12 protein-coding genes are annotated in these 15,640 nt (G+C 71.8%); 4 read left to right on the forward strand and 8 right to left on the reverse strand.

Annotated features, from left to right (window positions below; genetic code table 11):
* Positions 1–126: 126 nt before the first annotated feature.
* Complete coding sequence (locus tag QMK28_RS04825; protein WP_326435714.1) at positions 127–738, reverse strand: YbjN domain-containing protein; 612 nt, start codon at positions 736–738, stop codon at positions 127–129.
* Positions 739–801: 63 nt separating this feature from the next.
* On the reverse strand, positions 802–2,166 hold the full coding sequence (gene mshA, locus QMK28_RS04830; RefSeq protein WP_326435715.1) for a D-inositol-3-phosphate glycosyltransferase: 1,365 nt from the start codon (positions 2,164–2,166) through the stop codon (positions 802–804).
* Positions 2,167–2,451: 285 nt separating this feature from the next.
* On the opposite strand from mshA, the gene QMK28_RS04835 reads away from it, so the two are divergent.
* Positions 2,452–3,267 (forward strand): class I SAM-dependent methyltransferase, encoded by an 816-nt coding sequence (locus QMK28_RS04835; RefSeq protein WP_326435716.1) that lies wholly within the window; start codon positions 2,452–2,454, stop codon positions 3,265–3,267.
* A 16-nt stretch (positions 3,268–3,283) separates the two neighbouring features.
* On the opposite strand, the gene QMK28_RS04840 is transcribed toward QMK28_RS04835, so the two are convergent.
* Positions 3,284–4,222, reverse strand: a complete 939-nt coding sequence (locus QMK28_RS04840) for a helix-turn-helix domain-containing protein (RefSeq protein WP_326435717.1) — start codon at positions 4,220–4,222, stop codon at positions 3,284–3,286.
* Positions 4,223–4,514: 292 nt separating this feature from the next.
* Between QMK28_RS04840 and QMK28_RS04845 the strand changes: the two genes are divergently transcribed.
* Positions 4,515–5,549, forward strand: a complete 1,035-nt coding sequence (locus QMK28_RS04845) for an aldo/keto reductase (RefSeq protein WP_326435718.1) — start codon at positions 4,515–4,517, stop codon at positions 5,547–5,549.
* Between the two features lie 125 nt (positions 5,550–5,674).
* Here the strand turns inward: QMK28_RS04845 and QMK28_RS04850 are convergent, their stop codons facing one another.
* From QMK28_RS04850 to mshD, 4 genes are all read right to left on the reverse strand, one after another.
* On the reverse strand, positions 5,675–6,091 hold the full coding sequence (locus QMK28_RS04850; protein WP_326435719.1) for an NUDIX hydrolase: 417 nt from the start codon (positions 6,089–6,091) through the stop codon (positions 5,675–5,677).
* 122 nt (positions 6,092–6,213) lie between these two features.
* Positions 6,214–7,545, reverse strand: a complete 1,332-nt coding sequence (locus QMK28_RS04855; protein ID WP_443050537.1) for a CHAD domain-containing protein — start codon at positions 7,543–7,545, stop codon at positions 6,214–6,216.
* A 256-nt stretch (positions 7,546–7,801) separates the two neighbouring features.
* The gene (locus QMK28_RS04860; protein WP_326435721.1) at positions 7,802–10,222 is read right to left on the reverse strand and encodes an RNA degradosome polyphosphate kinase; all 2,421 of its coding nucleotides are present in this window, start codon (positions 10,220–10,222) and stop codon (positions 7,802–7,804) included.
* Between the two features lie 300 nt (positions 10,223–10,522).
* Positions 10,523–11,473, reverse strand: coding sequence for a mycothiol synthase (gene mshD, locus QMK28_RS04865; RefSeq protein WP_326435785.1), 951 nt, complete (start codon positions 11,471–11,473; stop codon positions 10,523–10,525).
* A gap of 389 nt (positions 11,474–11,862) precedes the next feature.
* Between mshD and QMK28_RS04870 the strand changes: the two genes are divergently transcribed.
* Together QMK28_RS04870 and QMK28_RS04875 are read left to right on the forward strand one after the other, a co-directional pair.
* The gene (locus QMK28_RS04870) at positions 11,863–13,695 is read left to right on the forward strand and encodes a bifunctional metallophosphatase/5'-nucleotidase (RefSeq protein ID WP_326435722.1); all 1,833 of its coding nucleotides are present in this window, start codon (positions 11,863–11,865) and stop codon (positions 13,693–13,695) included.
* A 358-nt stretch (positions 13,696–14,053) separates the two neighbouring features.
* Positions 14,054–15,070: a hypothetical protein gene (locus QMK28_RS04875; protein ID WP_326435723.1), complete on the forward strand. Its 1,017-nt coding sequence runs from the start codon at positions 14,054–14,056 to the stop codon at positions 15,068–15,070.
* 172 nt (positions 15,071–15,242) lie between these two features.
* Here the strand turns inward: QMK28_RS04875 and QMK28_RS04880 are convergent, their stop codons facing one another.
* Positions 15,243–15,542, reverse strand: a complete 300-nt coding sequence (locus tag QMK28_RS04880; protein WP_326435724.1) for a DUF397 domain-containing protein — start codon at positions 15,540–15,542, stop codon at positions 15,243–15,245.
* Positions 15,543–15,640: the final 98 nt, after the last annotated feature.

Below are 15,640 nucleotides of genomic sequence, written 5' to 3' on the forward strand. Positions count from 1 at the left end.
CTGCGACGGGTGAGAGCGTGCCATGGCGCGGGAGCGCGCGGGAAGGGGTCGGTTGTGAGCAATACGAGTAGCGGTGGCGAGTAGGAAAGGGAGGTGGTGCGCTGGGGGTGGGGTGGGGCGAACCCGTCAGCCGGTGGTGCGGGGGGCCTCGCGGCCCGCAGCGCCCGCATCGCTCGTATCGTCCGCAGCGCCCGCCTGGCCGTCACGGCCCTCACGAGTCAGATTCGTGAACGCTGCCAAGTTGCGCGTCGACTCCCCGCGCGAGGTCCGCCACGCGTACTCCTTGCGGATCGCCGTGGCGAAGCCCATCTCCAGGAGGGTGTTGAAGCTCCCGTCGGCGTTCTCCAGGACCGTGCCGAACAGCCGGTCCAGCTCGTCCGGGGTGATCACCGCGAGCGGCAGCTTGCCGACGAGGTAGATGTCGCCGAGCCGGTCGATCGCGTAAGCGACCCCGTAGAGGCGGGTGTTGCGCTCCAGCAGCCAGCGGTGGACGCCCGCGTCGTTCTCGTCGGGGTGGCGGACCACGAACGCGTTGATCGAGAGACTGTGCCGGCCGACGACCAGCGAGCAGGTCGTGGACAGCTTGCGGGTGCCGGGCAGCTTCACGACGTACGAGCCGTCGGAGGGGCTCTCCCACTCCAGCTCGGAGTCCTTGAGCGTCTGCTCGATGACCTGCCGTGCGTCGGCCTGTACTCGTGCGGCAGCCTGTACCCGTACGTCAGCCTGTGCGTCAGCCATGGTGCGATCGTAGGTGACGGCGGTGTTCGTGCCGTACCCGTACCTCAGCCGCCACTCCGAGCGTCAGCCATGGTGCGACCGCAGGTGACGGCGGTGTTCGTGCATCGCGGCTGTGTACACGTCCGAGGTCGCCGAGGCCGCCGTGTCCCAGCCGAAGGACTGCGCGTGCTGTGCCGCCGCCGCGCCCATCCGGTCGGTGAGCGCGGGGTCGTCGGCGAAGCGGCGCAGCATCCCGGCGTAGTCGACGGGGTTGTGCCCGGACACCAGGAAGCCGCTGACGCCGTCCTTCACGGCCACCGGCAGACCGCCGACGGCCGCCGCGACGACCGGCGTGCCGCACGCCTGCGCCTCTATCGCGACCAGCCCGAAGGACTCGCTGTACGAGGGCATGACCAGCACGGACGCCGCGCGGTACCAGTCAGCGAGCTGCTCCTGACCGACCGGCGGGCGGAAGCGGACGACGTCCGATACGCCGAGCCGGGCGGCCAGCTTGTGCAGTCCCTCCGGCTTGGCGAGGCCGCTGCCGCTGGGCCCGCCGACGATCGGCACCACGAGCCGCCCGCGCAGCCCAGGGGCCTGTTCCAGCAGTTCGGCGACGGCGCGCAGCAGCACGTCGGGGGCCTTGAGCGGCTGGATGCGGCCGGCGAACAACGGGATCAGCGCGTCGGCCGGCAGCCCGAGGCGGGCCCGCGCGGCGGCGCGGCCGTCGGCGGGGCGGAAGCGGTCCAGGTTCACGCCGGGGTGCACGACCGCGACCTTGCCGGGGTCGGCCTCGTAGTGCCGGACCAGCTCGTCGGCCTCCTCGGAGGTGTTCGCGATGAGGCGGTCGGCGGCCCGTACGATCTGCGTCTCACCGATCACCCGGGCGGCGGGCTCGGGGGTGTCGCCCTCGGCGAGCGCGGCGTTCTTGACCTTCGCCATGGTGTGCATCGCGTGCACCAGCGGCACCCCCCAGCGCTCGGCGGCGAGCCAGCCGACGTGCCCGGAGAGCCAGTAGTGCGAGTGCACGAGGTCGTAGTGGCCGGGACGGTTGCCCGCCCACGCCTGCATCACCCCGTGGGTGAAGGCGCAGAGCTGCGCGGGCAGCTCCTCCTTGGCCAGACCCTCGTACGGGCCCGCGTCCACATGCCGTACGAGGACGCCGGGCGCGAGTTCCACCGAGGGCGGCAGGTCGCCGGTCGTGGCGCGGGTGAAGATCTCCACCTCGATGTTGATCGCGGCGAGCTTCTTGGCCAGCTCGACGATGTAGACGTTCATGCCGCCCGCGTCGCCCGTGCCGGGCTGGTGCAGGGGCGAGGTGTGGACGCTGAGCATCGCGATGCGGCGCGGACGCCGCGGACCTCCGGGCAGCCGCAGCCTCGGCGGCCCCACGAGCGTGCCGTGGGTGCGGCCGCGGAGCCCACCCAACCGGGACACGTACTGGCTCACGGTGCGTGGCCTCCTTCATGGGGTGCCTACAGGACGTGCGTGCAGGACGTGCGTACAGGACGTGCGTACAGGGCGCTACAGGCGTGCTTCATCTGCAGGCGCCTTCATCTAGCAGGCGCCCTTCGTCTCTGAACCGACAAACACCGGATGGTTGCCTACCATTTCCACTTTGCCAAAACGTGACGGACGGGTTTTGGGTTGAGTCGGGCGGGGCGAGGCCGGGGGTGGGGAGTGAGGCTCGGGGTGGGGAGCTCGGGTGGCCGCGGCCCGCATACGCTCAGCGGTATGGCCGCGCACACCACCCCGCCCACCCGCCCCGTCGGGACGGCGACCCGCGGCACCACCAACCCCAACCGGCTGCGCCGCATGGACCGCTGGATCGCGGCCACGCACCGCGCCGCGCTGCGCCGTTCCGCCGACCCGGTCGCCGTCGACCTGGGCTACGGGGCCGCGCCCTGGACGGCCGTCGAACTGCTCGGGCGGCTGCGCACCGTACGCCCGGACACGCGGGTCGTCGGGGTGGAGATCGACCCGGCCCGCGTCGCGGCGGCCGAGCGGTACGTCCGCGAGGGGCTCAGCTTCGCGCACGGCGGCTTCGAAGTGCCGCTGGCCGCCGGTCGGAGGCCCACGCTGATCCGCGCGGCGAACGTGCTGCGCCAGTACGACGAGGCCGAGGTCGGTGACGTATGGGCCCGGCTGTGCGCGCGGCTCGCCCCCGACGGCCTGCTCGTCGAGGGGACGTGCGACGAGATCGGGCGACGGCACGTATGGGTCGCACTCGGCCCGGAGGGGGCGCGCACGGTCACGTTCGCAACCCGGCTCGGCTCCCTCACGCGCCCCTCGGACCTGGCCGAACGGCTGCCCAAGGCGCTCATCCACCGCAACGTCCCGGGCGAGCCCGTGCACGCGTTCCTGCGCGACTTCGACCGCGCCTGGGCCGCCGCCTCGCCGTACGCGTCACTCGGCGCCCGGCAGCGCTGGATGCGCTCGGTCCAGTCGCTCGCCGCCGACTGGCCGCTCGCGGACGGCCCGACGCGCTGGCGGCAGGGCGAGGTCACGGTGCGGTGGGCGGCGCTGGCCCCGCGCGGGGCGGTCACATAGCCGGTCACACAGCAGGTCACGCAGCGGGGATCGGCGCCGCCAGCCGGCTCAGCGCCCGCGCCGTCGCCGATCCCCGCTCGGCCGTGTACGTGCACAGCACCTGGTCAGGGTCGGTCGGCAGGCGGAACGTCTCGTACGAGACGACGAGTTCGCCGACCACGGGGTGCAGGATCCGCTTGATCCCGTTGCACCGCTCCCGTACGCCCTGGGCCTGCCACAGCCGGCGGAATTCGGCGCTCCGATCGTGCAGTTCGCCGACGACTTCGCAGGTCCGCGGATCGTCCGCGTGCCGTCCCGCGTCGGCTCGGAGATTGGCCACCGTCTCCGCCGCGAGCCGCTCCCAGTCCGGGTGCAGTTCCTTGGCGGCCGGGTCGAAGAAGAGCAGCAGGGCCGAGTTGCGGCGGCGGTCCGGTACCGCGTCCAGGTCGAAGGAGACGCGGGCGGCGAGGGTGTTCCAGGCCAGGATGTCGAGGCACCGCCCGTAGATGAAGGCGGGGACGGTGGTGTCCAGTGCGTCGAGGACCTGGCGGATCTCCGGGCGTACGCGCTGTACCGGTTCGCGGCCGCAGATGTCGCCGGGGCCGCCCGCGCCGTCGGTTCCGTCGGCCGCGCGGGCTCCGTCAGCTTCGGCTCCGGCTCCGGTCCCGCAGGCGCTGTGCGTACCGGCCCCCCGCCTCCGCCCGGAGACATTGTGCAGATAGTTGACTTCATCGGGGGACAGCCGCAGCGCCCGCCCGACCGCCGCGAGCACCGAGTCCGAGATCGCGGGGGCGCGGCCCTGCTCGATCCGGGTGTAGTAATCGACGCTGATCCCGGCCAGCTGCGCGACCTCCTCCCGGCGCAGCCCGCGCACCCGCCGACGGATGAGGCCCTCCGGCAGCCCCAGCTCGGCCGGGTCGAGCGCCGCGCGGCGCCCCTTCAGGAAGGACTTGATCTCCAGTTCGGCATGCACCATCGGCCCATTATCGGCGGCTCGCCGAGAGGCGGCGGGGTCGAGGGGGAAGGGGGACTGGTGGACCCAGGTTCGACCGGGCCTGGTGCGCGGCTCGGACGGGGCGGAGAGTGGCCCTCGCAAGGTCACGGCGCACGGCGGACGGCGCGAGCCCCAGCGCATGGGCCACGGCGCATGGGCCACGGCGTGCGGGCCACGGCGTGCGCCGGTGTTGTGCGCCGCCGCACAACACCGCCGCACAACACCGGCGCTCACAGCCATGAAGACAGCAGGACGACAGCAGAAGGCGGAACCCATGCAGCGCAGAATCCTCGGCGGCACCGGCATCTCGGTCAGCGACCACGCGCTCGGCACGATGATGCTCGGCGCCTGGGGCAACCCCGATCACGACGAGGGCGTACGGATCGTGCACCGCGCCCTCGACGCGGGCATCAACTTCATCGACACCGCCGACATCTACGCGTCCGGCGAGTCGGAGGAGATCGTCGGCAAGGCGCTGAAGGGCCGCCGCGACGACGTCGTACTGGCCACGAAGGCGTACAACCGGATGGGCAAGGACGCCAACCACGGCGGCAGCTCACGCCGTTGGATCACTCGCGCCATCGAGGACAGCCTGCGCCGCCTCGGCACCGACTACATCGACCTCTACCAGGTGCACCGCGCCGACCCGAACACCGACATCGACGAGACCCTCTCCGTCCTGTCCGACCTCGTGCGGGCCGGCAAGGTCCGGGCGATCGGCACCTCCACCTTCCCGGCCGAGCTGCTCGTCGAGGCGCACTGGGTCGCGGAGCGGCGCGGCCACATCCGGTTCCGTACCGAGCAGCCGCCGTACTCGATCCTCGCGCGCGGCGTCGAGGCCGCGGTGCTGCCGACCGCACAGCGCTACGGGATGGGCGTGCTGACCTGGGGGCCGCTGGCGGCGGGCTGGCTGTCGGGCCGCTACACGCAGTCCACCCAGGCGTCCGACATCGATCTGAGCGGCGGCCGGACCGCCATGGAGCGGCACAAGTTCGACCCGTCGCTGCCGGACAACGCGCGCAAACTGGCGGCGGTCGGGGAGTTGACGAAGCTCGCGGGGGACGCCGGGCTCACGCTCGCGCACCTGGCGATCGCGTTCGTACGGTCCCACCCGGCCGTCACCTCGGCGCTGATCGGGCCGCGCACGCTCGCGCAGCTCGACGACCTGCTGGCCGGTACGGAGACCGTGCTCAGCGCGGACGTCCTGGACCGGATCGACGAGATCGTGCCGCCCGGCACGGACCTGAACAGGGCCGACAGCTACTACGAGGCTCCGGCTGTGGCCGACAAGGCGCTGCGGCGGCGGTGACGGGCGCGCGGGCATGAGGGGGGCGTGAACGCATGGGGTGAGCGCGGGGCGTGCGCGGCTCCGCGCACGCGGTGCCGGCCGCTGCCGCATCCCGTCAACCGGCTCGGCCGGATGCGGCCCCCGCCTCACGCCAAGTGCAGAGCGTTGAGCAGCGCGTCCACCAGCGCCTTGTCACGGTCGTGGGTGAGCCGGTGGCGGGCCGCGGTCGGGGACAGCCAGAGCACTCGGTCCACCTCCCGGTTGGGCACGAAGGCCCCGCCCGTGGACTCCGCCGCCCAATAGCGGACCTCCTTGGGACGGCCGTTGGCGAGGTAACGGACGGTGGGCAGGCCCGCACCGGGGGCGCACGTCATGCCGGTCTCCTCCAGCACTTCACGCAGCGCCCCGGCGAGCGCGTCCTCGCCGCGCTTCAACTTGCCCTTTGGGTATGACCAATCTGCCCACTTCGGCCGATGGACCAGGGCAAGCTCGATGCCGTCGACGCGAGGCGAAACCCGCCACAGCACGCACCCCGCCGCGCGGATCGGATCGGCGTCAGTCATCCTCGTCGTCTCCCTCGTCCGTACCGTCCCCACCTGCTTCCCCGACGTCCCCACCGGCTTCCCCGACGTCCTTCCCGTATTCCTCATGCCCGCACGACCCCGCCGCCCGCCCTCGTGCGCCGTCATCCTCTTTCGAGTACGGACACCGCCGCCGACACGGCCGCCGAAGCCCGCGCCGAAGCGGCGGCGGACACCGATCCTGACGCGGGCAGCCACAGCGCGCCGAAGGCGAAGCGGGCCGCCTCGACCTCGTGCCGCTGGTCGGCGTGCAGGACGCCGAGCGCGTAGGCGGTGGCCGGGGCGATCCTGGGCGTACGGGCCGCCGCGGCGGCGGCCCCCGCGGCCTCGGCGGCGTCCCGGTGCCGCTCCAGCGCGCGGCTCGCGGCTGCCAGCCGGGCGTCCGGTTCGTACTCCCTGGGCCCTTCGCGGGCCTCTCGCCCGTCCCGTACGGCCGGTGCGCCGGACGCCTCCCGTTCATCCTGCCGCGCGCCCTGCGCGGGGCCGGGAGCGTCGCCCCACCGCAGTACCTCCTGCGCGTAACGGCTGAACCGCAGCAGCAGCCGCACCTGGAGCCAGGGCGCGTCCTGGTGCTCGGTGGCCGCCAGTGCCCGGGTGGTGCCGTACGGGTGCGTGTGGCCGGACAGCGGCAGCGCGGCGACCGCTTCCGCGAGCCGCCGGTGCGCCTGCTCGGCGAGCGGCGGCAGCGTCTTGGCCGCGGGGCGCGCGGCGGCGACCGGGTCGAGCGGCACCTCAGAGGCCAGCACCGCGACGGCGTCCGCGACCGCGTGGAAGCGGGACGAGCCGAGGACTTGCAGCGCGGCCGAATGCGCCCGGGTCCTGGCCAGCGTCAACTGCCGCTCCAGCAGCGCCCCGGCGCGGGCCGCCCCGACGGTGAGCGCCGTCGCGCCGTCGGAGGCGGGCGCGCTGGGCACGGCTTGCCCCCGCGCATCCAGCCGCTGACGGCCTTGCTGCTGACCGCCCTGCTGCTGAGCACCTTGCTGCTGACGGCCTTGCTGCTGACCGCTCTGCTGCTGACCACCTTGCCGAGGCGGAGTGACGGTGCTGCTACCTGGGCCGGCGCCGCCCGCGCCCCTGCCCGTGTCCGGGCCGGAACCTGCCGCAGCCGTACCCGTACGGGGCGCCTCGACGCCCGGCGTCTCAGGCCCGCCCGAGAGCCGGTGCAGCGCGCTCAGCAGCCGCGACAGCCGGGCCGCGTACGCGTGCTCGCTCGCCAGCGAGCTGGACAACCAGCTCAGCTCGGCGCGGAGTTCGTCCGCCCACGCGGTGTCCGTCAGCGGCCGGAACGTATGCAGCGCGCCGATGATGCGCCGGGCCGAGCGGCGCAGCAGCCTGGCCGCCTCGCTCGCCGCTTCCGCGTCCGCTCCGCTCTCGCTGTGCAGGCGGAGACTGCGCAGGAACTCGGCCGCCTGCTCGTGCAGATACGCCTCCAGCACGTCTCCCGCCCTTTCCCCGTGATCGCCGCGTTGGCCGGGTCCCCCGGGTCCCCCGGGTTGACCGAGTGATCCCGCGTTCTTGCCGGCGGGCCCCGCCTTGCCGGCCGGCACCGCGTTCCTGCCGAGCCCTCCGGGTACCCCTTGTCGAGTCTTGGGTCCCGCCGATCCCGCCGAACCCGCAGGTCCAGCCCCTCGGACAGCTCCCATCACTCCGGCGGGTCCACCCACTCCGGTCTCCGCGGTACTGCCCGTTGGGTCAGGGTGTCGCTGGGCCACGCCGGCGCCTCCGGGCGTCTATGAGCATCTCCTGCACGTTCCGCAGCGGTTGCCCGTCCGCGTCTGTGGCGTGCCGTGTCCATTCGCCGTCCGGGCCGAGGTGCCAGGAGGCGGTGCCGTCCGACATGCCGGTCTCCAGCAGCCGGCTGAGGGACCCGCAGTGGCCCGGGTCGGTGACGCGTACCAGGGCCTCGATCCGCCGGTCCAGGTTGCGGTGCATCATGTCCGCGCTGCCGAACCAGACTTCGGGTTCGCCCGCGTTGCCGAAGGCGAAGACCCGCGAGTGCTCCAGGAACCGCCCCAGCACGCTGCGCACCCGGATGTTCTCGGACAGCCCGGCGACGCCGGGGCGCAGCGCGCAGATGCCGCGCACCCAGATCTCCACCGGCACGCCCGCCCGGGAGGCCCGGTACAGCGCGTCGATGATGGCCTCGTCCACTATCGAGTTGCACTTGATCCGGACGTACGCGCTGTGTCCCGCGTGGTGGTGGACGACCTCCTTGTCGATGCGCTGGAGCAGTCCGTCGCGCAGCGACTTGGGGGCGACCAGCAGTCGGCGGTAAGTCTCGCGGCGCGAGTAGCCGGAGAGCCGGTTGAAGAGGTCGGAGAGGTCCGCGCCCACTTGCGGGTCGGCCGTCAGCAGCCCCAGGTCCTCGTAGAGCCGCGCTGTCTTCGGGTGGTAGTTGCCGGTCCCCACATGGGAATAGCGGCGCAGCATCTCGCCTTCCTGCCGCACCACCAGGGACAGCTTGCAGTGCGTCTTGAGCCCGACGAGGCCGTAGACGACATGGCAGCCGGCCTCCTCCAGCTTCCGCGCCCACTTGATGTTGGCCTGCTCGTCGAAGCGCGCTTTGAGTTCGACCAGGACGAGCACCTGCTTGCCGGACTCGGCCGCGTCTATCAGCGCGTCGACGATCGGCGAGTCGCCCGAGGTGCGGTAGAGCGTCTGCTTGATGGCCAGGACGTCCGGGTCGGCCGCGGCCTGTTCCAGGAACGCCTGGACCGTGGTCGAGAAGGAGTCGTACGGGTGGTGCAGCAGCACGTCCCGCGCGCGCAGGGCGGCGAAGATGTCGGGCGCGGAGGCCGATTCGACCTCGGCGAGGTCGCGGTGGGTGCCCGCCACGAACTTGGGGTACTTCAGCTCCGGCCGGTCGAGGGCCGCTATGCCGAACAGGCCGGTGAGGTCGAGCGGGCCGGGCAGCGGGTAGACCTCGGCGGCCGAGATCTTGAGCTCCTGGACCAGCAGGTCGAGCACGGACGGGTCGATGGACTCCTCGACCTCCAGCCGCACCGGCGGCCCGAAGCGCCGCCGCATCAGCTCCTTCTCCAGCGCCTGGAGGAGGTTCTCGGTGTCGTCCTCCTCGACCTCCAGGTCCTCGTTGCGGGTGACCCGGAACATGTGGTGCGCGAGCACCTCCATGCCGGGGAACAGCTCCTCCAGGTGCGCCGCGATCACGTCCTCCAGCGGCACGTACCGCTGCGGCGAGGCCTCCAGGAAGCGGGAGAGCAGCGGCGGGACCTTGACCCGGGCGAAGTGCCGGTGGCCGCTGACCGGGTTCCGTACGACGACGGCGAGGTTCAGCGAGAGCCCGGAGATGTACGGGAAGGGGTGCGCGGGGTCCACGGCCAGCGGGGTGAGGACCGGGAAGATCTGCTGCCGGAAGAGGGTGAAGAGGCGTTCCTGCTCCTTCTCCGTCAGCTCCGGCCAGCGCATCAGGTGGATGGACCGCTCGGCCAGCTCGGAGGCGATGTCCTGCTGGTAGCAGGCGGCGTGCCGGGCCATGAGCTCGCGCGAGCGGGTCCAGATCAGGTCGAGGACTTCGCGCGGCTGGAGGCCGGAGGCGGAGCGGGTGGCCACGCCGGTCGCGATACGGCGTTTCAGGCCGGCGACCCTGACCATGAAGAACTCGTCCAGGTTGCTCGCGAAAATAGCGAGGAAGTTCGCCCGTTCGAGGAGCGGGGTCGTCGGGTCCTCGGCCAGTTCGAGCACCCGCTCGTTGAAGGCCAGCCAGCTCCGCTCACGGTCGAGGAACCGGCCGGAGGGCATCTCCTCGCCGTCCGGGCCGATGTCCGGGCCCGCCTCCGGCGCGTACGCGTCCAGATCGGCGTCGAGATCGGGCTCCAGCGCCGGCCCGGACGGTGTGACGGTCTGCGGGCGGTGCGCCGTGATGGCGCCGACCGAGGGCTGGGGCCGCGGGGCCGCGGTGCCGGGCGGGACCTGGGCCGGAGCCTGGTCCCGGGCCGGAGTCCGGGGCGTTGCCGGAGCCTGGTCCCGGGCCGGAGCCTGGTCCCGGGCCGGAGTCCGGGGCGTTGCCGGAGCCTGGTCCTGTGCCCCGGCCGTTGCCCGAGTCTGGGCCGTAGCCGGAATCTGGGCCTTTGCCTGCGCGCTGGACTGGTTCATGTCCCCATTCTTCCGCGCCTGGGTTACAACAGGCTCGGCGAAGAGCGAGGCTGATCGGAGCCACCGGTCGGGAGCTTTGGGCACAGCTGGCTGCATTCAGCGATGCTCGCAAGCGCGGTTGAATCGCCGGTAACGCGGACATGGCGGACAGGCAAGCGGATTCCTTCGGCAGGGTGCCGGGGGCGGGTATGGAACGGGTGCGGGGGCGGCCCGTGAGCCACCCCCGCACCCGTTCCCCCTCCGCTACCCGAGGGCTGTTCCGCTGGTCAGGCCGTGCAGCGGCGCGTCCGCCCCGCGCAATCAGCTCTCCGTGCGGTACATCAAGTCCGTCTCATGCGTGCTGAACCCCAGCCGCTCGTAAACCGTCACAGCCGGAACGTTGTCAGCATCGACATACAGCATCGCGGTAGGCAGCCCCGCTCCCGCAAGGTGCCGCAGACCGATCGCGGTCAGCGCCTTGCCCAGGCCGCCGCCCTGCTCCTTGGGGTCCACGCCGAGGACGTACACCTCGCCGAGCTGCTCCGCGGCATGCACCTTGGTCCAGTGGAACCCGACGATCCGGTCCGTGCCCGCGTCCGTGCCCGGTCCGCCGCCCGGTCCGCCGCCCGCAGGGCGCACCGCTAGGAAGAACCCCTTGGGGTCGAACCAGGACTCGGCCTTGCGGTCGTCGAGGTCCCGCTGGGTGAGCGAGCCCTGTTCGGGGTGGTGGGCGAAGGCCGCGGCGTTCACGGCGAGCCAGGCCGCGTCGTCCTGGCCCGGCACGAAGGTCCGTACGGTGACGCCCGCGGGCAGCACGGGCTCGGCCTGTGCGAGGTCGGCGAGCGGGCGTCGCAGCTGCCGGAGCTCGCGGAAGAGCGTGAGCCCCAGGACCTGCGCGAGATGCCGCGCCGCCGGGTGTCCGCCGTGCGCCCACACCCGCAGCCGCTTGCCGGACTCCGCGAGCAGCGCGAGCCCGAGCGCCCGCCCGTGGCCCTTGCCGCGGTGCTCGGGGTGCACGACCAGCTCGGCGGCCGGGGCCTCGACGGGGTCGGTGTCCTCCAACTGCCCGTAGCCGACGAGCACGCCCGCCGCGTCCCGCATCACCAGATGCCGTACGCCGTCCCTGCGCCCGCCGCGGAGCTGGAGCCGGCCCTGCTCGGAGACCGCGGACTGGCCGTCCTGGACCGCCGCCGCCCCGATCAGCTCCAGCACGCCCCGCGCCACCTCGGCAGCCGGCTCGTCCGTCGCCTCGACCTGCCGCAGGCCGCCCACCGTGCTCACTGTGGTGGCTGGGTTAGCTGTGCCGGCCGCGTCGGCTGCGTTGGCTGTGCCGGCCGCGTCGGCTGCGTTGGCTGTGCCCGCCGCGTCGGCTGCGTTGGCTGTGCCCGCCGCGTCGGCCGCGTTGCCCGCGTCGGCTGGGTTGCCCGGGGTGCCCGCGTCGCCTGCGTCGGCTGGGTTGGCCGGGGTGCCCGCGTCGCCCGCATCGGCTGGGTTGGCCGGGGTGCCCGTGTTCCTCGCTTCGCTCATGGCCCCGAGCCTACGGCCGCACCCACGCGCAACCCGCTCGTTACCTCGCCGGTCCTGACACGCTACGCGCGTTGACCCTAGGCTGCCGTGCACTCGACAAGGCCGACCTCACGGCTGACGACGAAGGGGACCACATGCCAGCGACACCTCAACGGCGCCGGGTGGCGCGCAGGTTGACCGCCGCGGCGGCCGTGCTCGCCGCCGCCGCGGGCGCGCTGTCGGCCGCCGGACCGGCAGGGGCCGAGAGCGCCGAAAGCGCCGGGAGCACCGCCGCCGGCTACGGCAAGCACCGCCCCGGCCGGACCGTAGACGTACAGTTGCTGTCGTTCAACGACCTGCACGGCAACCTGGAGCCCCCGCAGGGCTCCTCAGGCGCCGTCACCGAGCGGCAGCCGGACGGCACCACGAAGGCCGTCCCGGCCGGGGGCGCGGAGTACCTGGCCAGTTCGCTGCGTACGGCCCGCGAGGGGCACCCCTACTCGGTGACCGCCGCGGCCGGCGACATGGTCGGGGCCAGCCCGCTGCTGTCCGGGCTGTTCCACGACGAGCCCACGATCGAGGCGCTCAACAAGCTCGACCTGGACGTCAGCTCGGTCGGAAACCACGAATTCGACGAGGGGCGGGCCGAGTTGACCCGCCTCCAGCGGGGCGGCTGCCACCCGAAGGAGGGCTGCTACGAGGAGGGCAAGCGCTTCAAGGGCGCGGACTTCCCCTACCTCGCGGCGAACGTCACCGACGAGAAGACCAAGAAGCCGATCCTCAAGCCGTACACCGTGTGGAAGCACAAGGGCGTGAAGATCGGCTTCATCGGCGTCACCCTCGAAGGCACGCCGGACGTCGTCACCGCCGAGGGCGTCAAGGGCCTCGCATTCCACGACGAGGTCGAGACGATCGACAAGTACGCCAAGGAGCTGAACCGCAAGGGCGTGAAGTCGATCGTCGCGCTCATCCACGAGGGCGGCTCGCCGGCCTCCTCCTCGTACAACTACGACTGCGACAGCCCCGGTCCCGGCGACGGCGTCTCGGGCCCGATCACCCAGATCGCCAAGAAGCTCACCCCCAAGGTCGACGCGCTGGTCACCGGCCACACCCACCAGGCGTACGCGTGCACGATCCCGGACCCGTCCGGCACCCCGCGCACCGTCACCTCCGCCGCGTCCTTCGGCAAGCTCTACACGGACACCACGCTCACCTACGACCGGCGCACCCGCGACATCGTGCGCCCCGGCGTCGCCTCGGCCAACCACGTGGTCGACCGCGAGCAGCCCAAGGCCGCCGACATGACCTCGCTGATCAACCGCTGGAACAAGCTGGCCGCCCCGGTGGCCAACAAGCCCGTCGGCTTCATCTCCGCCGACATCCCCGGCCGCGGCGCCGGCGCCCTGGAGTCCCCGCTGGGCGACGCGATCTCCGACGCCCAACTCGAAGCGACCGCGCCCGCCGGCAAGGGCGGCGCGCAGCTCGCCTTCATGAACCCCGGCGGCATCCGATCCGACCTCGCCTTCACGGCGTCCGGAGCCGAGGCCGACGGGGTGGTGACGTACGGCGAGGCGTTCACCGTGCAGCCCTTCACCAACATGATGAACGTCCTCGACCTGACCGGCGCGCAGCTGATCACCGCGCTCCAACAGCAGGTCAGCGGTGGGAACGAGGCGTCCCCGAAGATCCTTCAGGTCTCAAAGGGCTTCACCTACACGCTCGACATGACGAAGTCGGGCGCCGCCCGGATCGTCACCGGCACGGTGAAGCTGGACGGCGTCGCGATCGACCCGTCGAAGACCTACCGGGTCGCGATGAACGAGTTCCTCGCGGGCGGCGGCGACGGCTTCGCGGCCTTCAAGGACGGCAAGAACAAGCTCGTCGGCGCATCGGACCTGGACGCCTTCACGGCGTACCTGACGGCGCACTCGACGGCGTCCGCGCCGCTGGACCCGCCGAAGGCCGACCGCATCACCATCGTCAGGTAATCACCAAGAAGTCACCAAGTAATCGCTTTCGCGAGGGGCGGCCCGGAGTCGGGCCGTCCCTTCGGCGTGCGTCGCCCACAAGGCGCCGCACCGGATATCGAACCGCGCGTGGACAGCCGATGACGTTCATCATGTTCGTGCTCTGAGTTGACGGGTCAACAATTCCCTTTCGTTTATCACACCTCCCCGGAGCGCGGGCAAGAACGCGATTCGCGACAGCTCCCCGGAAATCAGCCAACTTCACTACCGGACCCCACCTTTCCGGTCCCGGGCGAATACCTTTCCCTTCGGCGCGACTTCAGCGTGCGACAGATCCAGTGCGCGACAGATTCAGTGTGCGACAGAGGAAGGGATCGGAATGACCACACCCGGAACTACGTGGGGCGCTTTCCAGTCATTGAAGGGCGGACTGCACAATGACCCCGCCGTGGCGGCTCTCGCCGACGACCGGCTGATCGTCTTCGCGGAGGGCGGCGACCACGAACTCTGGTACATCTGGCAGAACCACGACCTCAAATGGTCGCAGTGGTCCCGGCTGCACGGCGCGAAGATCGACGGCGTGCCGGCCGCGATCCTCGGCCGCGACGGCCTGGTCCATGTCTTCTGGCGCTCCCCGGACCGGAACCTGTACGCGACCAGGACCGACCACGTACTCGGCGGCCTGACCAAGGCCCCGGTGCACCTGGTGACGGGCATCGGCAGCGACCCCGCCGCGACGCACAACGCCGACGGCCGTATCTCCGTCTTCTTCCGGGGCACGGACAACGCGGCCTGGCACATCACGCAGAAGTCGGTCGCGTACACCGACTGGGCCCCGGTCGCCACCATCGGCGGCGACATCTTGGGCGTGCCGGCCCCGATCCTGTCCGCCGACGGCCGGGTGGAGGTGTTCGTCCGCGGCAGCGACGACGGCCTGTGGGTCTCCCAGCAGAAGGCTCCGGACAACAGCGACAACTGGAACAGCTTCGTCCAGATCTCCCAGGGGATGACCTCCGACCCCAAGCCCGCGCGGGACGCGGACGGCCGCATCCGGGTCTTCTGGCGCGGCACGGACAACAAGGGCTACTTCGTCAGCCAGCAGGGCGGCTACGACACCTGGAACCCGAAGGGCACCCTGAACGGCGGGCTCGACAGCGCGCCGTTCCCGATCCGCGCCCTCGACGGCCGGCTCGAAGTGTTCGTCACCGGAACGGACAGGTCCACCTGGGTGGCCGAGCAGAAAAGCGTCAACGGTGAATCCTTCGAAGAGTTCGTGACGCTGCACGGCGGCATCGCGGGCGACTCGATACCGGCCCGGCACACGGACAACCGCATCTTCGTATTCGTCCGCGGCACCGACCAGGCCATCTGGTTCGCGCCGCAGAACTGGGCGTAACCGGAAAACGGCGTAACCGGAAAACGTCGCCGAGGTCCGCCTCCGGACGGGGAGGCGGACCTCGCAGCGCGCGCTGTGCGGCACGGCACGTTGCACGGCACCGCATGTTGTACGGCAGTGCACGTTGCACAACACGGGGTACCGCGCGCCTTACGGTTTTACGCTGGACACATTACGCGCCGGCCGCAGCCGGGCCGCCGCCCGTTCCGCCTTCTTCGCCCGCTTCACCTTCGGATTCATCCTCGGCACCGCCCTCGGAGCCGCCCTCCGCCGCGTCTTCCACGAAGTGATCGAACTCGCCCGCTTTCACGCCCAGGATGAATGCTTTCAGCTTCTCCGGGGTGGTGGTCACGATGACATCCGGGTCGTTGCCGCCCTCGAATTTGATCGTGCCGTCCTCGGCGGCGTAGACGTGGAGGCCGGGCGCCTCACCCTCGCCCCGGTCGGACTGCTGCCGGTCCTGCGCGCTCATGTTCGATTCCTCTCGGTTGTGCGCACTCACGATCACGCGGCCCCGACCATGTCCATGGCCCCGACTGCGACTTGCGTCACCACACGGCCGTCGCATTC

Source organism: Streptomyces sp. H27-D2 (assembly GCF_035828615.1).
In the GTDB taxonomy this organism is placed as follows: Bacteria; Actinomycetota; Actinomycetes; order Streptomycetales; family Streptomycetaceae; genus Streptomyces.